Origin of the sequence: uncultured Streptococcus sp. (assembly GCF_905372115.1) — a bacterium.
Classification (GTDB): domain Bacteria; phylum Bacillota; class Bacilli; order Lactobacillales; family Streptococcaceae; genus Streptococcus.
This window is the reverse complement of record NZ_CAJPNR010000038.1, coordinates 1-19,978: the sequence shown is the minus strand read 5'-3', so window position 1 is coordinate 19,978 and position 19,978 is coordinate 1. Positions and strand designations below refer to the sequence as shown.

Below are 19,978 nucleotides of genomic sequence, written 5' to 3'. Positions count from 1 at the left end.
AATCAATGCTTTTAAGAATTAATTGCTCAAATTCAATTGGTGCTGTAGCAAATTTACCCCCAAATTTTTTATTGCTTTTATCAATCACTTTCAACACTCCTTTTAAATAAATTAGACTCGTTATAATCTGAGCAAGTAATCGTGGCATAATTCTTTCCAAATTGATATTCCAACACTCATTCAGTATTATTCTTGTTCATATACCAACTTGGGACTAGTCGGTTCATATAATCATACCATTCTAAAATTTCCTTAGCTTGATTTTGCATTACTGATACTTCTTCTTCATAAGGAATAGCCCATGGAAGAGCTCCAATTAAGTTACTTAGAATGTAAACAGCAAGAAGTTTCCAAAATAAATCTGGAACCTTGTCATCAAAATATCCATCTATCATACCTGATGCAAAAGAGGGAGATACTTGAGCAGACCACACAATACGATTGAACTCCTCCCAAGGATCTCCAAAGTCAAAACGATCAAAGTCAATCACATAAATCTCACGATCTTCTCCAATCATGAAATTCCCAATATGATAATCTCCATGTTGGAAAACTTGGGGTCTATTCTTTAGCAGTTCACGGTTTTTATTCAAAAAATCAATAAAGACTTGACCGCTTTCATATTGTACGAGACATTCTTTGTATTTAGAGATTTTATCATCAATTTTTCGATTAAAAAAGATTTCCCAGTCTTCACAAACTTCTGTAGCAGGAATTGTATGAATCTTTCTAAGCATTCTTCCTGCTTCTATCCCGTAAATGTATTGTTGTTTTTCTGAATAAGTTAAAATGGTATCTATTGCATCTTTTCCGTCTATCCACTCGTGTATACAATGCACTTCGTCACCGCAGAGTTCAAATTTAATCGGTTTACACATACGAACTCCAAGAGAAGCAATTTTCTCCATTATATCAAATTCAATTTTCTTAGAATCTAACTTTTCTTTATCAGAAACACGTAATAAATATTTTTGCTGGTTCTGGTCTGTAACACAATATTTTTTATCATCTGACCAGCCTTTATTTATGGCTATCTTACTAATAAACTCCATCAATAACTCCTCAATTAACTTTACAACACTACTATATAGTTCAAACTCTAATTCAAGAAAATCGCTTTATATTTTAAGCTTTTAAAATTATTCAGTCGTTCATTAAGTTCTTCAACATAATCTTCGTTTGACTTTTTTGTACTGATATTTTCAGACAGAATTGTTTTTTTATTATCCATTACACCGCTCTTCTATACTCCTTTGTTAACTTTATTGTATATTATAAATGGAAAAAAAGCTAATCATCTTATTTTCCAATCCACAAAAAGAGAAAAAGAGCGGCCTCTGCCACTCCTTTCTGAAATCTATGCCTCCACATATCTCTCCAATTTTATCACCTTATCATAGCTCTTCAAGTCCTCTTCGCTATAGTGATGAATCACTTCTACGACTGCTTGCGGGAAAGAGAAGAGAAGCCGGCTGATTCTCTCTTGGTTTTTTAGATCCAGATTGGCCTTGACCTCATCAGCCAGGATAAATTGGCGATTGTGATAGAGAGCACGGGCAATTTCTAACCGCTGCTTCTCACCGCCTGAAAGGGTTTGATTGCTTGGTGTTTTGCCTTGGAGAGCTTTCAAACCAGTTTGCTGCAGAATCTTTTCTATCCTTACAGAATCAAGTTCTTGTCCCAAAGCGATATTTTCCTCTAGGCTCAAACCATCAAAGACATGACTGGACTGGAGAATGTAGGCTCCTGCCTGATAGAGTTCATCCGAGTTTAGCTCTTGTCCATGGTAGCGAATCCGACCTTGACTAGGCTTGATTTCACCATAGATAAGGTTCAGTAAGGTTGTTTTTCCTGATCCGCTTTCTCCGATAATGGCAATCTTTTCCCCTTCCTCAATGGTAAGGTCGCAAGGGGCTAGGATTTCTTGACCATCACGTTCTACGCTGACTTGCTCTAGCTGGATAGGAAAGACGGAACCTTCAAGAACAGAAGGCATTTTCCACTCCTCTCCCAACAATTTTTGATATTTATCACAGAGAGACTTGGCTGACTTCCTGGTATTGATAAAGTAAGATAACTCCTGAAATTGGTAGCCAATATTATGCGATACTAGGTAAATCCCAACAAAGCTGGCTGCAGATAGGTAGTTATAATAGGTCATGAAACCACCAATGACAATAGGCGCAACCGAACAAAAAGCATCAATTCCATTGATAAGGAGACTGTTTAGCGTCCGTTGCTTTTCATAAGCGATTTCTTGCTCTAAAGCCTTGTGCAAATCTTTGGAAAAAAGATTGTAAAACAAGCTTTGTCCCCGATAATGCCGTATGGGACGAGCACCCGCAATCATATTGGTCACCTGAGAGACATAGCCTTGGTTAGCCATGGACTTCTGCTTAGTAATCGTATCCAAGCGTTTAGAACCTATACTACTACAAAGAACAGGTATCGAATAAAAAATGATAAAGAGCAAGCCTAGATAAAAGTTAGTCCAGAGAGCATAGCAGATGGAAACGGTTGTAAATCCCAAAGAAGAAATGATAATGACAGTCGGCTCAATATAGTTATCTTCTAGCTGTTTTACATCATTTTCCAGGTCGGACAAAACCTCTTCATCTGCTATCCGACGGCTATATAAGAAAGTCTGAAAGATGGCCTGCTTAATGCCCGACTTGAAGTCTGTCAGCACTCGTGCATAGTAATAGCGTTTACCTGCCAAACCCAGCAAGAGAATCAAATTCCCCACAATCCCCCAAACCAAGACCTGCCACAGCAAATGCAACTGGTGATTGGTAAAACTAGAGACAATATACTGAATCAAAGCTGGTGTAATCACAGCCTCCAGCCAAGTAATCATAATCGCCACAAAATAGAAGAATAAATTCTTTTTACTTACATAAGATCTAAGCATAGCGTATCAACCTCCTGAAGTTATTTACCAACTTAGACGGTCGTTTTTTTCTAAACGGGGATAAAATAGGAGCCTGAATATTTGAATGAAAGCATTAAACGCAACACATGACAATATAAATTCAAAAATCTCAGCATCAAAAGCAGTAAAACCGTTCTTAGAAAGAGCTGCTGAGTTGATTAAACAATTAGACTTTAAATTGTCTCGGGATAACAATAAATAAAAGTGTTACTAGGACTGACAGTCCTACTCCTGCTGGAAAGACTGTCAGAGACAAGATGAGCCCTAACATTTTAATGCCAATATCCCATCGCATCCAACGTTTTCGTTTTTGACGTAGCTCATGCATCTGAGCTACGTTATTCACTTCGTCCAAAGTACGGTAATACCATAATACTGAAAAGGTAATGAGTAAGACGATTACTCCATAGAATGCTTGCATGCTGCCATTGTCGAAATGGCTTGCTATGAGCTGTGTGGTATAGGGAAAGAGGGAGGAGAAAAAGAGCATGACAATGGTTGCCCAGACCGTTTTTTGGCTAACTTTTTTAATGAGATGCGAAGAAGAGTAGATATTAACCCACATAGCTCCCAGCCAAAAGAAAGAAATACCATAGGCAAGAAAATTTGTTCCAAGTTCCCATAGTTCTTGTAAATCAAAGGTTTTTGGCTTTTCCAACTCCAAAACCAAGATAGTCATAATGATGGCCAGTACAGCGTCAATAAAGGCTCCCAAACGTTCCTTTTCCATAATCATTGGTTCTCTTTTAATCAAACAATCCTTTCGATTCCATTCTATTCATGTGCCGGACTATATCAGTCACATTATAGTTTTAATTTTATATAAGTATAAGACATTCTGGTATTAATAATTATCCCGCTTCATAAATACCTAAATCTAGACAGTGCGAATCAATTGCTCTAATTCTACTTCTGAAAGATGTCCATGACTGTATAGTTTTCTTAGTAAGGCTTCATCTACGGTAATTGAATAATAGTTAGTCACAAATTCACGAAATCTCTCAAAGCTATCAAAAAAATAGGATAATAACCATTCACCACCGTCTTGATCTTGGTATGTATTTTGATGCACTTGACCGTCATACCAGATAAAGAAAGTTGTTTCATCTTTTTGATCTTCTGAATAATGCTTTTGATACTTCTCAGCCAGACCTTTATAAAATCCGTCTATGATGTCTTGATTCCACTCGTCTGCAGCAAACTGGCTTAAACTATTTTCGCGATCAAAACCTTTTATGAGAATCAGTTGGTCAATCAAAGTCACATCCAAAGAATCACCGGAACCATTGTCAACAAGATAACGGACTCCATAGCTTTCCTTAGTCTTAACCACCAGCCGAAGCCAATCCTTGTCTGGATCTGTTAGATACTCATCAATGACGACCAAAGCATCTAAGCGAGTCTTTATTTTGTCCCAATCAATCTTTCTCATCTCTTTAAAACCTCCATGTTAAAAGCTAAAATTTATCAAGAACACAAGTTCTATACCTAATTGCTACGTAGCTAAACCGAGTCAACCGAAACATGCTCCGTTAATCGACCAAATAAATCATACTATCTATCTAACCTCCTAAAGAGGAACTTGCTATGAAAATTGATACTTTTGAGGGTCAACTACGTTTCTCAAACAAACTCTCACACTCAGCGGTTCGGACTTACCGTATCATTTCGTCGGTTCCCCTCCTCATTCTACGAGTCCTATCCCATGGGCGGAGCATCTACTTCTACTTCGCTGATACCTCAGCTCGTACAAGCAGTGATACCGCCTCGACATGATGCGTTTGAGGAAATAAGTCCACCGGCTGTACTTTCTTCAGTTCATAACCCAGCTCTTGATAGAGTTTGATATCACGCGCCATTGTGGCGACATTGCAGGAGATATAAGTGATTTTCTTGGGCTCCATGCTGACGCTGGCTTTGATGAAGCTCTCGGTCAGGCCTTTTCGCGGTGGATCGACTAGGATAACATCCGCTTGGATGCCCTCTTTAAGCCAGTTTTGAATGGCTTCTTCAGCAGGAGCACAGACATAGCTGGCGTTGGTAATACCGTTGATTTCCGCATTCTTTCGGCTATTTTCAACAGCTTCAGGGATCACTTCCACACCATAGACTTCCTTGACATGCTTCGCGACAGAGAGCCCAATCGTTCCGATACCCGAGTAGGCATCAAGCACCACATCATCTGCAGTCAGCTCGGAAAAATCAATAGCTGTCTGATAGAGCTTTTCTGCCATCTCCGTATTGACTTGGTAAAAGGCCGGCGCAGCAATCTGGAAGTCATTCCCCAGCATCTGGTCGGTAATGTAGTCTTGACCATAAAGCGTTCGCCAGTCTTTTCCAAAAATCGCATTGCCGGGCTGGTCATTGATATTCTGCATGATGGACTTGATAGATGGGAAGGCTTCTGTCAAGCGCTCCATCAGCTGCTCTACTCGGAATATCTTCGGACGGGTTGTGACCAGGATTACCATGATTTCCCCTGAATAATGCCCACGGCGAACAACTAGATTGCGAATGAGTCCTTTCTTTTCCTGCTCATCGTAGGGTTTGAGGTCAAAACGACGCAGCAAATCGCGTGTAAAGAGGATCACTTGATCAATAACTGGATCCTGAATATAGAAATCTTCAATCGGCAGGAGGTCATGGGAATTTTTCCGGAAAAATCCTGTTTCCAGCTGGCCATTGACACGGCGGACAGGCACTTGAGCCTTATTGCGGTAACCCAGCGGCTGCTCCATACCAAGTGTCGGCGGTACCTCTACATCAGACAAACCAGCAATCTTATAAAGACTGTCCTTGACCTGCTTGCGTTTGAAGTCCAGCTGAGCTGGATAGTTCAGATGCCCCAAGTCAGCAATCCCCGTACGAAGATAGGCCATATCAAGATTTTCATTGCGCTGGTCTGAGGTACGGAGAAATTCCTCCACCTTGCCAAAGCCAATTTTTTTGTTGACCTTGAGCACACGCATGCGGATGAGTTCACCCGGCAGGGCATTTTCTACAAAGAAAACCAGGCCTTCTGCCTTGGCGACCCCTGCTCCCTCGTGGCTCAGATCCACAATTTCAACTTCAATCATATCATTCTTTTTTAACATATTTTTCTCTTTCTGCTTTATCGCTCTGCCATTTCCCAAAAGAAAAGGCAGAACATCGTCCTACCTTTCATTATATCATATATCTTATCTGAGACCCATTTGCTGCAGTCTTTCTTTATAGGCTTCAAAGTCAATCAATAGCCCTTGGCCACCGTACATGTCATAGGTATCAACCCAGTCGCCATTTTCCGGAATTGTCAGGCGCTCAACCCCATTGCGGGAATCTCCTGCCATAGAGAGACCATTAGTCAAAAGGAAGCTGTAAGGCACATTGGTTGAAGTCAAGGCAAAGACCTTACCAAGAGCCTCTGATCCGGTAAAGAGCTTAGTTGGATCTTTGACTTGCTGGAAGACCGCTGTTAATACTTCCTGCTGGCGGCGGGTACGGCCAAAGTCGCCCTCATCATCCTTACGGAAGCGAGCGTAGTTGAGCAAGGTTCGACCGTCCATCTGCTGCTGACCGACCTTGATTGTTTGATTAGGCACCACACCGTCTTTCATATTCAGGTCATCTGGCACTTCAACTTCAGTCACTTTCTCCCCATCAATCGTTGAGAACTGAGCGTTCATGCTGACACCATTTGGGAAAAGGGTGTCAATAGCTGTCGCAAAGGTCTGGAAATCAACCAGTGCATAATATTTGATATCCAAATCGAAATTATCTTTGAGCATCTGGCGGACATAGTCTGCACCGCGGTTGTGGTTTTGCTCCCCAATCGTATAGGCAGAATTGAGCTTTTGGTCATAGTAATCTGCTTGCGAAGGGTCCGTGTACTCATTGCTGACGCCATCGATGTGAATGAGGGTATCACGCATAAAGCTGACCAATTTCACCTTGTGGTCCTTATTCCCAACATTCAAGACCATAATGGAGTCAGTCCGCGTCTCAGTCGAGTCGTCACCAACCCGGCCATCTGTTCCGAGAATGAGGATATTCACTCCGTCCTTAGTATCCTTACCGTCAAAAAATTCTGTTTCTGCTGGTTTAGAATTTCCATTATGAGCTGTCGTCAAGCCTTTGATAAACATGAAAATCATGCCCCCCAAGACCATCAGCAGGAAAATCCCTGCCCAAAGCAGAATCCGTTTCAAGCGAATTTTTTTGCGGGGTTTCTTGGGCTTGTCTTGTCCCAGACCAGCTCCTGCCAGAGCTTCCGGCTCCTTCTTTTGTCTTCTGCTACGAGAAGAACGCTCAGGGTACTTGGGCAAGAGGCCAGAAGAATCCATTTCCACTGGCTCTTGCTCATAGGCGTCACTAACTGTATGCGGCTGCTCGTCATGGTCCGGCACACTGGCTGAACTGCCAGTCCCCTTGGACTTCTGACGCAAATAGTCAAATTCTTTCTTTTCTTTATCGTTTAGATAATAATAATTTTTATAGAGATAATCTAAGCGGAGCTGTTCATGATGGCTAAGATTTTCTGATTTCTTCATCTCTTCTCCAATCTACTGCTACTGGTCCTGAATCAGAAACACACTGTAGCTACCAAAAATTTTATAAGTAATTCCAAGACTTGTCAACTCTTGATAGGCAAAATCCGCCAATTTTTTCTGCTCGTTGTCAATGTCAATAATGAAGAAATACTCTCCCAGAGCCGTTTTTAAAGGCCGGCTCTCAATCTTGGTCAGGTCAATCCCACGCCAAGCAAAGGTCGACAAAGCCTTATAGAGAGCACCAGGCAAATTGTCCGGTAAGGTCAAAGCCAGTGTCTGCTTGTCTCCTGTCTTAGCCAGTTGAAGCTTTGGCACCTCATGGCCTAGAATCCAAAAGCGGGTATAATTTTCTTCCATTTCCTGAATATCGCTGGCTGCTACTTTGAGCCCGTACTCTGCTGCAGCCGTGCGCGGGGCAATAGCCGCAAAATTCTTTTCAGGATGCTCTGCCACAAAACGAGCTGCATAGGCCGTACTAGCCGTCACCTCAATGGCAGCCTGTGGGTAATGCTGGCGGATGTATTTCTTTCCTTGGGCAATAGCCTGCGGGTGAGAAAATATTTTCTCAATTGGCTTTTCTAAATCAGTTACTAAAAGCTGCTGCTTAATGGGCTGAACGATTTCTGCCACTGCCTGAATATCTGCTTGATGAAAGAGATAGTCCAGCGTCTCGTGGACACTACCCTCAATGGAATTTTCCACCGGAACAACCGAGTAATCCACTTCTCTAGCCTCATAAGCCTTCATGACCTCAGTGATATTCTGATAAGGCACCAAGTCCTTGCTGGGAAAGGCAGCTTGGGCTACATGGTGAGAAAAGGAGCCTCTAGGACCTAAAAATGCTATTTTCATTGAATTTCCTCAATAATTTCCTGCGGGCTTTTGAGCCTCGTATCGACAATCTGGGTCGCCGCTTCCTCATACCAGGCCTGACGCTGCTCAAAAATCTGCTGCAAGTCTGATTTGCTCTGGTTTAAGAACAGGGGCCGCTCTTGCTCAGCATCCTGCCGAATTCGCTGATAGAGCGTTTCAAAATCTGCTTTCAGGTAGATATTATCAGCATTCTGAGCCAGTAATCTGCGGTTTTCAGGGCTGACGACTACACCGCCGCCGGTTGAGACGACCAAGTCCGTATCGATCAGCTCAGCTAAGAGCTGGGTTTCAGCAGCCCGAAAGGCCGCTTCACCATGCTGATCAAAATAGTCCTTGATAGACATGTCCAGCCTCTGACAGAGCAGTTCATCCATATCGACAAAATCTTGGGCTAAGCCTCTGGCCACTGTGGATTTTCCGGCTCCCATAAAGCCCAGCAATATCTTAGCCATGCATCAAGCCCTCCAAGTCGCTGAAGAAGCTTGGATAGCTGGTCTTAATGGCTTCAGACCGTTCAAGTTCCACCTGACCGCTTTGAGCCAATAAAGCAGCAATTGCCGTCATCATCCCAATGCGATGGTCTCCCAAGGTATTGACCTGAGCGCCGCGAAGAGCTGTTTCCCCTTCGATAATCATGCCGTCTTCCGTCGGGGTAATAGCTGCGCCCATGCTATTTAGAGCGTCTGCCACTACCTGGATACGGTCGGTTTCCTTGACCTTGAGCTCCTCTGCATCACGAATGACAGTCCGACCCTGAGCCTGAGTCGCCAGAAGCGCAATAATCGGCAACTCATCAATCAAGCGCGGGATAATCTCGCCGCCAATCTCAGTGCCCTTAAGCACAGACGTCTCAACGGTGATGGTTGCAGACTTGGCTACTCGATCGACATCTGACAGCGTCATCCGTCCGCCCATAGCCTCTATCACTTCTAAAATACCTGTACGAGTTTCATTGATGCCGACATTCTCTAAAACAATCTTAGAGTCCGGCACAATCAATCCAGCTACCAGCCAGAAGGCCGCACTGGAAATGTCACCTGGAACCGTCACTTCCTGAGCAGTGAATTCCTGACCGCCCTGAATACGAATTTCCTTGCCCTTGACCTCAATCTGCCCACCAAACTGGGCAATCATATCTTCTGTATGATTACGGGTGATTTCCTTTTCAATAATAACCGACTCTCCCTGAGCCTGCAAAGCAGCAAAAATCAAGGCCGACTTAACCTGAGCAGAAGCCACTGGCAGCTGATAATGAATAGGCTGCAGTTCCCTGCTCCCCTTCATCTTGAGCGGTGGTAAATCACGCTCAGTCCGACCAGCAATCTCTACTCCCATCTGCCGCAGAGGAATGGTCACCCGATCCATAGGCCGCTTGGATAGACTGTCGTCACCAAACATCTCCGCTTCGAAATCCTGACCGGCCAAAACACCAGAAATCAAGCGGATAGACGTTCCAGAATTGCCCATATCCAGCTTATTTTTCGGTGCTTGCAGACCTTCAAATCCTACACCATGAATCTTGACTAGATTTCCATCGTCCTCAATCTGGACTCCTAACTCACGAAAAACCTGCATGGTAGACAGCACATCTTCTCCTCGCAGAATGTCGCGAACAGTAGTGACCCCCTTGGCCAAACTGCCAAAAATAATGGAACGGTGGCTGATAGACTTATCTCCAGGTACGCGGATACGGCCCTTCAGGCCTCTTATATTAGTTGATAATTTCATAGATGACCTCGTACTTTCCTTTGTTGCTTCTTATTTTATCATAAAAAGACCAGAAATTCTTAAAATTTCTGGAATCCTAGCTAAAGCTAAAAGAATCCGGGTATTCATCCCAGATTCTTCTTTTTTATTAGCTTACTTAAGCAAATCCTGCACCGGATCAAAGATAATACGCTCAATGTCCGCTAAATAGATGGACAGTTGCTGCTGCTTATTGAAAAATTCAGAAAGAACAGCATTGCCCTGAATCTTCTCGCCAAAGGCAGTCATCTTGTCCTGCACCTCCTGAGTCGGTACCTGACCAGTCTGAGCCAGCTGTTGCAACTCCTGCTGGAATGCCAGATAATCTGTAAAAATTGCCTTCGCTTCGCTATCAGCATCCACTGCTTTCTTGCTTTCTGCAACTGCCTTGTACTCAGGTAAATCACGCAGATTTCTGCTCAGTTCATTGGCTAAATCATAAATATTTGACATAGAGTTCTCCAATCTATATTAGTCTACGGACACTAGGTAATCCGTATGTTCTCTTACTATTTTAGCAGATTTTTCTAAATCTTGGTGATTTTTAAAGGTGATTTGCAGAATACCGTTGATATCTTCACGGTTTTCCTCGTTAATACGAATATTGACGACTGAAATTCCCCGCAGGAGTTCCAAAATACCCAAAATCGCATCTTCTTCGTCAGGCACTTCAATAAAGAGATCATAAAAGCTATCCACACCAGCTCGTTTATGAATTTCCATCTGCTTGCGGCTCTGCCGTCCTCGGTCAAAAAATTCCCAGATAGCTGTCTCGTCCTTAGCCTCAATCGCTGCGGCAACCTTGTCCAACTGGTCTTTAAAATCTTCCAGCCGATCCAAGATAGCTTGAGGATTGGTCAAGAGAATAGAGGTCCACATACCCGGCTCACTCTCCGCAATCCGCGTCATATCTCGAAAACCACCAGCGGCAAAAGACTGGGTCAGCTCATGCTCTTGGCTATAAGCTGCCGCTTGCTCCATCAGGCTGGAGGCTAGGATATGCGGAAAATGGCTGATTTGACTGGTCACTCGGTCGTGCTCGGCTGCGTCCACTTGGATAAAGCGGGCATGAAGGCCACTCAGTAAGTCTTTCATTTCCTCAAGCGTACCAGGCTTGGTCAGGCTAGAGGGAGTGAAAATATAATAGGCATTTTCAAAGAGAGTGACATGGGCAGCCTTGGCTCCGGTCTTGTGACTTCCGGCCATAGGATGAGCACCGACAAAGCGGACGGGCTTATTCTGCAGATACTTTTCTGCAGCTGCCACAATCTCAGCCTTGGTCGATCCAGCATCAGAGATGATAACATTTTCCTTCAGGTCCAGCTCCGCTAGTTCCTTGATAAATGCTATGGTTTGCTTAATGGGCACAGCCAGAATAATCACATCAGCCAAGGGAGCAAAGGCGGCAAAATCATCCGTTACCCGGTCTACCATTCCCCGCTCTAATGCAACTCTGCGCGATTCTTCACTACGATTGTAGCCAAGAATCTCTATCTCAGGATGAGCTCGCCTGATGCCCAGAGCCAAGGAAGCTCCAATCAGTCCCAGACCAGCGATATAGACCGTTTTTCTCTCCATGCCCTTCTCCTTACTTCTAAAAGTTCTTGACAAATTCCCGATGGCGGGCTACCGCATCCTTTAGTTCTTCCAGATTGTCCGAAGAAAACTTCTCCAGAACTTCAGTGGCTAAAACTGTTGCCACGACGCTTTCCATAACTACGCCCGCTGCTGGCAGAGCCGTAGGATCGCTCCGCTCCACTGTCGCCTTATAAGGCTCGTGGGTCTCAATATCAACGCTCATCAGTGGCTTGTAAAGGGTTGGAATGGGCTTCATAACACCGCGCACTACGATTGGCTGACCATTGGTCATACCCCCCTCAAACCCGCCTAGATTATTGGTTCTGCGAGTGAAGCCATCTTCCTCAGACCAGAGGATTTCATCCATGACTTGACTGCCCTTGAGACGGCCGGCTTCAAAGCCCACACCAAACTCGACTCCCTTGAAAGCATTGATAGACACGACTCCTTGAGCAATCTTGGCATCCAGCTTCTTGTCCCATTGGACATAGGAGCCCAGACCAACTGGAACACCGCCAACGATGGTCTCAATGACACCACCGATGGTATCTCCGTCTTTCTTAATTTGATCAATGTAAGTCTTGATTTCTTCTTCGCGCTCGGGATTGACAATGGAAACCTCCGACTGGGCAGCTCTTTCCTTGATTTCTGCTACAGTCAGATTATTTGGGACATCAATATCAATGCCACCAAAGGTTACGATATGATTAGCCACCTCTACACCAATTTCTTCCAGCAAACGCTTGGCTACTGCTCCGACTGCCACACGCATAGTCGTTTCGCGCGCAGAAGAGCGCTCAAGAGAATTTCGCAAATCGTCAAAGCGGTATTTCATACCACCAACTAAATCAGCATGGCCAGGGCGTGGTTTGGTAATCTTGCGCAGCCCTTTTTTCTTTTCATCCACATCCGCCGCACTCATAATCTCCAGCCACTTCTGGTGATCTAGATTAGTGACATTGAGGGTAATCGGACCGCCCATGGTCAAGCCATGCCGAACCCCAGACGTAATCTCGACTTGGTCACTTTCAATCTTCATGCGGGCACCGCGGCCGTAACCACCCTGGCGGCGCTTGAGCTCAGCATTGATATAGTCAGCGGTCAAAGGAAGACCAGCCGGCACTCCCTCAATAATAGCTGTCAGACGAGGTCCGTGGGATTCTCCTGCTGTTAAGTATCTCATACATTTTCTCCTATTTCTGAGATGGAAAGATATGGACAACCTGTCTATTTTTATCCAAACTGTCCAATCGTCTTAAACTCCATCTGGAACTTATTTCTTCAGAAATTCTTTCATCTCTTCCAGCGGAATCTGGTGAATACTAGCCGAACCCAGCTCGGGCACCAGTACTAGTTTAATAGAATTCCCTCGAGCCTTCTTGTCATGGGTCAAGGCCTGATAAAGAGCAGCTTCATTCCAAGGCTGGTAATCCACCGGCAAGCCAAACTTCTGACACATATGGATGATGTTTTCTGTGATTCCGGCTGGCATGAGGCCTTTCTTTTCAGCGACTCGAGAAACCTGTACCATGCCAATCGCCACAGCTTCACCGTGCATGACCTTGCCATAGCCCGCTGTCGCTTCAATAGCGTGCCCAATGGTATGGCCGAAGTTCAGGTAAAGACGAACGCCATTATCCAGCTCGTCCTCGACTACAATCTTACGCTTGACATCGCAGGAATGGTAAATGATGCTCTCCGCATGCTCCAAAATCGACTCTGGACTGCCATCCATTTCTGACAGCTCATCCCAGAGTTCCTTATCCTCAATCAAGCCGTACTTGACCACCTCACCCATGCCTTCAATCAATTCCCGCTGGCCTAAGGTCTGCAAGACTTGAGGGTCAATCAGAACTCCATCAGGCTGGGTAAAAGTCCCGACCATATTCTTGGCCCAAGGCGTATTGACACCTGTCTTACCACCGATAGAGGAGTCCACTTGGGCTGTCAGACTGGTCGGAATCTGCACGAAATGAACGCCCCGCATGTAGGTCGAAGCGGCAAAGCCTGCCAAATCACCAACAACGCCTCCTCCCAAGGCCACGATACCATCGCTGCGGGTCAGACCAACCTTGACCAAAAACTCATAGACTTTGTTGACCGTCTTTAAATTCTTGCTGGCTTCACCCTCCAAAAAGTCAAAGGCAAAAGTCTCAAACCCAGCTGCTTCCAAGCTCAGCTTGACCTTTTCCGCATAGAGTCGAGCCACTCGATTGTCCGTGACGATAACCACCTTCTGAGGCTGCCAAAGCTGACTCAGCCAACTTCCAGTCTGAGATAAAGACCCCTTTTCTATGAGAATATCATAGGGATGATGCGGGAGATTCACATTCAGTTTCATAAGCGCCTCCTTATTTATACAATTCTTCTAAACACTGCCAAATTTCCTGACTGGGCATAGTTTTGCCAGTCCAAAGTTCAAAGGCTTCTGCTCCCTGATAGAGCAGCATACCAAGTCCGTTGACCGCTGTGACATTTTGATTTCTGGCCCATTTGAGAAAGGGCGTTTCAAAAGGTTGGTAGATAACATCCGCAACTAAAATCTGGCTAGGAAGCTCAAGCTGTTCAGGCAGGGGCATGCTGATGCCATCCATACCTAGACTGGTCCCATTTACCAGAAGGTCTGATTGGTTGATTGTATCCTGCAAACTATCCGCATCTTTCAAGGTTAGTACCTGGATACGACTCTTGGTTTGGTGGCTGATAGCTGCTATCTTTTTGACAGTCTTCTCATAGGAGGCTTGCCGAGTAAAGACGAAAATTTCCTCTGCTTGGTCCAAAGCTGCTTGAGCAATAATGGCTGTCGCTGCTCCTCCTGCTCCCAAAATCGTCATTTTTTTGCCCTGAATAGCAAAAGAAGGCAAGCTCTTAAAAAATCCCTTGCCATCTGTGTTATAACCAACTAAAATTCCATTTTTATTCACAACGGTATTGACTGCTCCGATAAGGCGGGCGCTGACATCCAGCTCATCTAGATAAGGTATCACTTCCTGCTTATAGGGCATGGAAAGATTGACACCAAACATATCGAATCTGCGGATATTTTCTATACTGGCCTGCAGATCCTTCGCTTCTATTTCCCAAGCTAGATAGACACCATTGACACCAGTCTTTTCAAAAGCCATATTGTGAATAAGAGGAGAAATACTGTGCTTAATTGGCTTGGCAACCACAGCAGCCATGCGGGTGTGGCCATTAATTCTCATTCAAAATCTCCTGGATTTTCTTCATATTGCTCAGAGAAATCTGACCGGGTGCTGACGCTATCTCCTGACTGGCAAATGACCAGCTGGAACCTGTCAAATCAGCCGCAATGCGTGAAATCTTGCCGACTTTTCCCATGGAAATGGTGACAAAATCTTGCTCAGGATTCAAAGTCTTGAAACCGCGAGTATAGTTCATCAAGTCCAGCACATCCTGCTCATTATGAGCCATGACAGAAACCTTGACCACCTTAGGGGTCAGAGAAGTCAGCTCAGACAGGATTTCCATCATATTTTCCGGTGTTTCCTCGAAGTTGTGGTAGCTCAGCACCAGATTAGGAAACTCCAGCATTTCTTCAAATTTCCCCTTGTGAGAGAAATATTCAAAGTCGATATAATCCGGCTGGTAAAAACCTGCTACTTCCTTGATGAGAGCTACGTATTCATCATCGGACAGTTCGATTTCTCCGCCTTCCTGACGGGTCCGCAAGGTGAAAATCAATTCACGTCCGGCAAATTTTTCAAAAATAGCTGGCGCAACATTTAAAATGTCATCCTTGGCCAGAAAATCTGCCCTCCATTCAATAATATCCGCATCTTCGTAGCGTGATACATCAATTTCTTGAGCTTCTTCTAAACTCTTGGGCATTACAGAAACGACTAATTTCATTGGTCCACCTTTATTGTAAATACCTTGAGGTAATTACTGCTCCCGTCTTTTTTATTATAGACAAAGTCTGCTGGCAAGCCATACTCCGCAAGATAGCGGTGCTTTCTGCCGGCAAGGCCTTTTTCAATTTCTTGTTTAAACTTACTTTTGGAAAGATTGGCTGCATTGGTACTTAAAATCATGATTCCCTGAGGATTCAGGATTTCCAAAGCTTGTGCAACCAAACGATGATAATCTTTAGCAACCGAGAATGTCCGCTTTTTATTTCTGGCAAAGCTGGGCGGATCTATCACAATGACATCAAAGCTTAGATCGTGGCGCTTAGCGTATTTGAAATAATCAAAGACATCCATCACCTGAAAGCGATGCTGATCCAGTGTCAGACCATTGGCCATAAAATGAGCTTCAGACAGCTCACGGCTTCGCTTGGCCAAATCAACTGATACTGTCTGACTGGCACCGCCCATGGCTGCTGCTACTGAAAAAGCAGCTGTATAGGAAAACATATTGAGTAAACTTTTACCAGCAGCCAGACCATCTACCAGACTGGCACGCACATCGTGCTGATCCAGAAAGATACCGGTCATGAGACCGTCATTCAGAAAAACCTGATAGCGAACACCGTTCTCCAAGACTGTGAAGGGTTCCGGTGCTTCCGCTCCGTAGAGATGAGCCGATTCGTAGTCCAAACCCTTGAAACGAATCTTTTCATAAGCTCCCTGAATCTCTGGGAAAACCTTAACGAAGGCTGTCAGAATCTGCTCCTTGATAGCAAAGGCAAAGTCATTGTACCAAGAAAAAAGCGCAAAGTCATTGTAGAAATCCACCGTGAAGCCACCAAAGCCATCCCCCTCTTGATTAAAGAGTCGAAAGGCTGTCGTGTCAGCCGAATGAAAATAAGTAGAACGTCTGCTCTTAGCCTGCTCAAAGAGGCCTTGAAAAAAATCCGAGTTCAGCTCTACCTTCTTCTGGGAAACCAGCCAGCCTACTCCCTTATTCTGCGGAGAGAGATAAGCTGTGCCTAAGAACTTTCCCTGACGGTTTTGCAGCTCCACACATTGATTCTGAAGCGAAAGAGCGCCAAAATCCTTTTTATCTAATAAAAGAATGCCCTTTCTCAGTTTTTCTTCTGCCTCTTGACTAACAGTAAGTTTATTCATAAATTATATTATACCAAAGATTGTGAAAATTCTCAAAACATATTTTACATTTGAGTTAATAAAAGATTTCACAAACGAGTGCAAAACGACTATAAACCTCTCCATAGAGGGGATAAGGCTTTTATAGAAATATTACAATTTCGCCGATTTAAAATATCTCAAATGCGGCTCAAATTTTCCTTAACTGGAGAAATTATGTTATACTTAGAGGAGAAAATTTTTAGGAAATAAGACAAGGAAGTAACTTTTTGTGAAAAAAATAACCAAGAATTTACTCAATTTCATGAGTACGAGACTAGGTTTTGTCTTGATTTTACTGGTCCTCTATTGGATAAAAACCATGTGGGCCTACACGATTGATTTTAACCTTGATATTCAAGGTGCCTATCAAGTATTTTTAGCTATTATAAACCCTTTCCCTATCAGCCTCTTGCTGCTGGGACTGGCACTTTATGTAAAACGAACCAAATTATTCTACAGCCTAGCCTTCGGAATCTATCTGCTTCTCTTTGCTTGGCTGGTATCTAATTCCATTTACTATCGCGAGTTCAGCGACTTTGTTACAGTCAATACTATGCTGGCTTCTAGCAGCGTTTCAGCTGGACTTGGGGAAGCAGCACTCGAGCTCTTCCGCCCTTGGGATATCCTTTATCTGATTGATTTCCCGATTTTGGCCTTCTTATTCTTTAAGAAATACATCCGTATGGATGATCGGCCTTTCAATAAACGTGCCAGCTTTGCTGTGACCTCCCTGTCCGCCATGCTGTTCTCTGCCAACTTATTCTTGGCTGAAATTGACCGGCCTGAGCTCTTGTCACGTGGATTTTCCAACTATTATGTCGTTCGGGCTCTGGGCTTGCCAGCCTTTCTAGGTTACAGTGCTAACCAGACATATACCGCCAATCGTGAGCGCTCCAAAGCTTCTGAAAAAGACTTGGAACCAGTAACAGAATATATCCAATCCCACTATGCAGAACCAAATCCAGAATATTACGGGATTGCCAAAGGCCGCAATGTTATCTATGTCCATCTGGAAAGCTTCCAGCAGTTCCTGATTGACTATAAGCTGCAGGCAGATGGGAAAGAGTACGAGGTGACACCTTTCCTCAATTCCCTCTACCACTCCAATTCGACTTTAGCTTTCTCTAATGTCTTCAACCAGGTCAAGGCTGGTAAGACTTCTGATGCTGAAACCATGATTGAAACTGGTCTCTTCGGTCTCAATCAAGGATCCTTCATGGTCAACTACGGTGGTACTAATACCCAGCAAGCAGCACCTTTTATTCTTTCCAAAAACGGCGACTATACTTCTGCTGTTTTCCACGGAAATACAGGAAGCTTTTGGAACCGCAATACAGCCTACAAGCAATGGGGTTATAACTATTTCTTTGATGCGTCTTACTTTACCAAACAGGACGACACCAACTCTTTCCAGTACGGCTTGAATGACAAGATTATGCTGAAAGATTCCATTAAATACCTGGAACACCTACAGCAGCCTTTCTATGCCAAGTATATCACGGTTTCCAATCACTATCCTTACACGACTAGCTTGATTGGTGACGAGATTGGATTCCCGCTGGCTAAGACCAAGGATGAAACCATCAACGGCTACTTTGCCACTGCCAACTACCTAGATTCTTCTGTCAAGGCCTTGTTTGATTATCTTAAAGAATCTGGCCTCTATGACAACTCTATTATCGTTCTCTATGGGGATCACTTTGGAATTTCCCAAACCCGTAATCCTAACTTGGCCCCTCTTGTAGGCAAGACTTCTGAGACTTGGTCCAACTACGACAATGCCATGATGCAGCGCGTGCCTTACATGGTAGTGGTGCCTGGCATGGACAAAGGAAAGATAATTGATACTTACGGCGGTCAAGTGGATATGCTGCCAACATTGGAGCATTTGCTGGGCATTGACTCTAAGAACTACCTTCAAGTTGGACAAGACCTACTGTCATCTCAGCATCAGCAAATCACAGCTTTCCGATCCAGCAATAACTTTGTCACTCCAAAATACACTAGCTTCAACGGACGGACCTACTACACCCAGACCGGTGAGGAAATTACCAATCCAGACGAAACCATCAAGAAAGAGCTGGATGAAATTCGTAATGCTGCCAATACTCAGCTGAAGATGAGTGACGCTATTCAGACCGGCGACTTGATTCGCTTCTACAAGGGAAATGACTTAGGCAAGGTCAACCCTAAAGATTATTCTTATCTTAATTCAATGAAAGCCTTGTTGGCTATTGAAAAGGAAAAAGGCGATCAATCAACCAGTCTTTACTCCAAGCGAGGCAATGTCTCCACTGTGGACCTATTTAACTCGCCAAGCTATCGGGCACTGCATCCAGAGCAGTTCCAAACTAGCAGCAGCGACGAAGACAGCAGTCAAGAAGACTCAAGCTCTTCCAGCTCTAGTTCCACAGCCAATCCATAGATAGCAAAAGCCTTAAGTCCAATGGACTTAAGGCTTTTCAGGCTCTATAATTTCTGTAGTGGGTAAAACCGCTGTAGGAATGATGGAGTCTATTTGTTGTAGAAAAAAGTCCCATAAGACCTATAATGAAAAGCAACGATTCGCAATCATTTCCTTCGTTATTCTAGACAGGTGAGAAGCCTAGTAAAAGTCATAACCATGGACGTGTTTAGCCCCTACTACGATATTGCCAGAAAACTATTTCCTTCTGCTAAAATCGTCCTCGATTGATTTCATATTGTACAACATCTCAGCCGGTCTATGAACCGTCTTCGCATCCAAATCATGAATCAGTTGGATAGAAAATCGTACAAATATAAGGCCATCAAACGCTACTGGAAACTCATTCAACAGGATAGTCGAAAACTAAGCCATAAACGTTTTTATCGTCCAACTTTTCGCATGCACTTAACTAATAAAGAGATTCTTGAAAAGATTCTCTCGTACTCTCAAGAACTCAGAGAACACTATAAACTCTACCAACTCTTACTGTTTCATTTTCAAAAGAAACAAGCTGAACATTTCTTTGGACTCATTGAAGATAACATTTCGTGTGTGAAGCCTATCTTTCAAACTGTTTTTAAGACCTTTATGAAAGATAAGGACAAGATCTTGAACGCGCTGGAACTGCCCTACTCAAATGCAAAACTAGAAGCTACTAACAACCTCATCAAAGTCATCAAGCGCAACGCTTTTGGCTTTCGGAACTTTGACAACTTTAAAACTAGAATTCTCATCGCTTTGAATATCAAAAAGGAGAGGACTGATTTAGTCCTCTCCAGATTATAACTTTTCATCAACC

Annotated in this window: 17 protein-coding genes and 1 pseudogene; 2 read left to right on the top strand and 16 right to left on the bottom strand. The window is 43.9% G+C overall.

Going from position 1 to position 19,978, the window contains the following annotated elements; genetic code table 11:
* Positions 1-176: 176 nt before the first annotated feature.
* The 16 genes from QZ169_RS09230 to QZ169_RS09155 all read right to left on the bottom strand — a co-directional run bounded on the left by QZ169_RS09230 (position 177) and on the right by QZ169_RS09155 (position 16,691).
* Positions 177-1,052 (bottom strand): aminoglycoside phosphotransferase family protein, encoded by an 876-nt coding sequence (locus QZ169_RS09230; RefSeq protein ID WP_295506561.1) that lies wholly within the window; start codon positions 1,050-1,052, stop codon positions 177-179.
* Between the two features lie 305 nt (positions 1,053-1,357).
* Entirely contained in the window at positions 1,358-2,911 is a 1,554-nt protein-coding gene (locus QZ169_RS09225) for an ABC transporter ATP-binding protein (RefSeq protein WP_295506560.1), read from the bottom strand.
* 187 nt (positions 2,912-3,098) lie between these two features.
* A complete protein-coding gene (locus QZ169_RS09220; protein WP_295506562.1) occupies positions 3,099-3,662 on the bottom strand; it encodes a TMEM175 family protein in 564 nt (187 codons plus the stop codon).
* Between the two features lie 147 nt (positions 3,663-3,809).
* A complete protein-coding gene (locus QZ169_RS09215) occupies positions 3,810-4,364 on the bottom strand; it encodes a hypothetical protein (protein WP_295506559.1) in 555 nt (184 codons plus the stop codon).
* Positions 4,365-4,656: 292 nt separating this feature from the next.
* Positions 4,657-6,027 (bottom strand): 23S rRNA (uracil(1939)-C(5))-methyltransferase RlmD, encoded by a 1,371-nt coding sequence (rlmD, locus tag QZ169_RS09210; RefSeq protein ID WP_295506558.1) that lies wholly within the window; start codon positions 6,025-6,027, stop codon positions 4,657-4,659.
* Positions 6,028-6,111: 84 nt separating this feature from the next.
* Positions 6,112-7,461: an LCP family protein gene (locus tag QZ169_RS09205; protein ID WP_295506557.1), complete on the bottom strand. Its 1,350-nt coding sequence runs from the start codon at positions 7,459-7,461 to the stop codon at positions 6,112-6,114.
* 18 nt (positions 7,462-7,479) lie between these two features.
* A complete protein-coding gene (gene pheA / locus QZ169_RS09200) occupies positions 7,480-8,313 on the bottom strand; it encodes a prephenate dehydratase (RefSeq protein ID WP_295506556.1) in 834 nt (277 codons plus the stop codon).
* Positions 8,310-8,786: a shikimate kinase gene (locus QZ169_RS09195; protein WP_125444823.1), complete on the bottom strand. Its 477-nt coding sequence runs from the start codon at positions 8,784-8,786 to the stop codon at positions 8,310-8,312. The genes pheA and QZ169_RS09195 overlap by 4 nt, the downstream gene beginning before the upstream one ends.
* Positions 8,779-10,062 carry a 3-phosphoshikimate 1-carboxyvinyltransferase gene (gene aroA / locus QZ169_RS09190; protein ID WP_295506553.1) on the bottom strand — a complete coding sequence of 428 codons (1,284 nt, stop codon included), beginning with the start codon at positions 10,060-10,062 and terminating at the stop codon, positions 8,779-8,781. The genes QZ169_RS09195 and aroA overlap by 8 nt, the downstream gene beginning before the upstream one ends.
* Before the next feature lie 132 nt (positions 10,063-10,194).
* A complete protein-coding gene (locus QZ169_RS09185; protein WP_125409341.1) occupies positions 10,195-10,533 on the bottom strand; it encodes a YlbF/YmcA family competence regulator in 339 nt (112 codons plus the stop codon).
* A gap of 18 nt (positions 10,534-10,551) precedes the next feature.
* Positions 10,552-11,658 carry a prephenate dehydrogenase gene (locus tag QZ169_RS09180; RefSeq protein ID WP_295506551.1) on the bottom strand — a complete coding sequence of 369 codons (1,107 nt, stop codon included), beginning with the start codon at positions 11,656-11,658 and terminating at the stop codon, positions 10,552-10,554.
* A 16-nt stretch (positions 11,659-11,674) separates the two neighbouring features.
* Positions 11,675-12,841: a chorismate synthase gene (gene aroC / locus QZ169_RS09175; RefSeq protein ID WP_295506549.1), complete on the bottom strand. Its 1,167-nt coding sequence runs from the start codon at positions 12,839-12,841 to the stop codon at positions 11,675-11,677.
* 90 nt (positions 12,842-12,931) lie between these two features.
* Complete coding sequence (gene aroB, locus QZ169_RS09170) at positions 12,932-13,999, bottom strand: 3-dehydroquinate synthase (protein ID WP_295506547.1); 1,068 nt, start codon at positions 13,997-13,999, stop codon at positions 12,932-12,934.
* A gap of 10 nt (positions 14,000-14,009) precedes the next feature.
* A complete protein-coding gene (locus tag QZ169_RS09165) occupies positions 14,010-14,864 on the bottom strand; it encodes a shikimate dehydrogenase (RefSeq protein ID WP_295506545.1) in 855 nt (284 codons plus the stop codon).
* Positions 14,854-15,531, bottom strand: coding sequence for a type I 3-dehydroquinate dehydratase (gene aroD / locus QZ169_RS09160; RefSeq protein WP_048771456.1), 678 nt, complete (start codon positions 15,529-15,531; stop codon positions 14,854-14,856). The genes QZ169_RS09165 and aroD overlap by 11 nt, the downstream gene beginning before the upstream one ends.
* Positions 15,528-16,691 (bottom strand): class I SAM-dependent rRNA methyltransferase, encoded by a 1,164-nt coding sequence (locus QZ169_RS09155; protein ID WP_295506541.1) that lies wholly within the window; start codon positions 16,689-16,691, stop codon positions 15,528-15,530. Before QZ169_RS09155 ends, aroD begins: the two co-directional genes overlap by 4 nt.
* Positions 16,692-16,941: 250 nt before the next feature.
* Here QZ169_RS09155 and QZ169_RS09150 point away from each other — a divergent pair, with 250 nt between their 5' ends.
* Both QZ169_RS09150 and QZ169_RS09145 read left to right on the top strand, forming a co-directional pair.
* Positions 16,942-19,137 (top strand): LTA synthase family protein, encoded by a 2,196-nt coding sequence (locus tag QZ169_RS09150; RefSeq protein WP_125340874.1) that lies wholly within the window; start codon positions 16,942-16,944, stop codon positions 19,135-19,137.
* A 129-nt stretch (positions 19,138-19,266) separates the two neighbouring features.
* Positions 19,267-19,965: pseudogene (locus tag QZ169_RS09145) on the top strand (ISL3 family transposase); the annotation flags it as partial.
* Between the last annotated feature and the right edge of the window lie 13 nt (positions 19,966-19,978).

What these genes read in the sequence shown, in the direction of transcription:
- aroC (WP_295506549.1), bottom strand. Translation starts at nt 12,841, where the DNA reads ATGAGATACTTAACAGCAGGAGAATCCCACGGACCTCGTCTGACAGCT.
- aroD (WP_048771456.1), bottom strand. Translation starts at nt 15,531, where the DNA reads ATGAAATTAGTCGTTTCTGTAATGCCCAAGAGTTTAGAAGAAGCTCAA.
- QZ169_RS09205 (WP_295506557.1), bottom strand. Translation starts at nt 7,461, where the DNA reads ATGAAGAAATCAGAAAATCTTAGCCATCATGAACAGCTCCGCTTAGAT.
- pheA (WP_295506556.1), bottom strand. Translation starts at nt 8,313, where the DNA reads ATGAAAATAGCATTTTTAGGTCCTAGAGGCTCCTTTTCTCACCATGTA.
- QZ169_RS09180 (WP_295506551.1), bottom strand. Translation starts at nt 11,658, where the DNA reads ATGGAGAGAAAAACGGTCTATATCGCTGGTCTGGGACTGATTGGAGCT.
- QZ169_RS09185 (WP_125409341.1), bottom strand. Translation starts at nt 10,533, where the DNA reads ATGTCAAATATTTATGATTTAGCCAATGAACTGAGCAGAAATCTGCGT.
- rlmD (WP_295506558.1), bottom strand. Translation starts at nt 6,027, where the DNA reads ATGTTAAAAAAGAATGATATGATTGAAGTTGAAATTGTGGATCTGAGC.
- QZ169_RS09230 (WP_295506561.1), bottom strand. Translation starts at nt 1,052, where the DNA reads ATGGAGTTTATTAGTAAGATAGCCATAAATAAAGGCTGGTCAGATGAT.
- QZ169_RS09225 (WP_295506560.1), bottom strand. Translation starts at nt 2,911, where the DNA reads ATGCTTAGATCTTATGTAAGTAAAAAGAATTTATTCTTCTATTTTGTG.
- aroB (WP_295506547.1), bottom strand. Translation starts at nt 13,999, where the DNA reads ATGAAACTGAATGTGAATCTCCCGCATCATCCCTATGATATTCTCATA.
- QZ169_RS09155 (WP_295506541.1), bottom strand. Translation starts at nt 16,691, where the DNA reads ATGAATAAACTTACTGTTAGTCAAGAGGCAGAAGAAAAACTGAGAAAG.
- QZ169_RS09165 (WP_295506545.1), bottom strand. Translation starts at nt 14,864, where the DNA reads ATGAGAATTAATGGCCACACCCGCATGGCTGCTGTGGTTGCCAAGCCA.
- QZ169_RS09195 (WP_125444823.1), bottom strand. Translation starts at nt 8,786, where the DNA reads ATGGCTAAGATATTGCTGGGCTTTATGGGAGCCGGAAAATCCACAGTG.
- QZ169_RS09220 (WP_295506562.1), bottom strand. Translation starts at nt 3,662, where the DNA reads ATGGAAAAGGAACGTTTGGGAGCCTTTATTGACGCTGTACTGGCCATC.
- QZ169_RS09215 (WP_295506559.1), bottom strand. Translation starts at nt 4,364, where the DNA reads ATGAGAAAGATTGATTGGGACAAAATAAAGACTCGCTTAGATGCTTTG.
- aroA (WP_295506553.1), bottom strand. Translation starts at nt 10,062, where the DNA reads ATGAAATTATCAACTAATATAAGAGGCCTGAAGGGCCGTATCCGCGTA.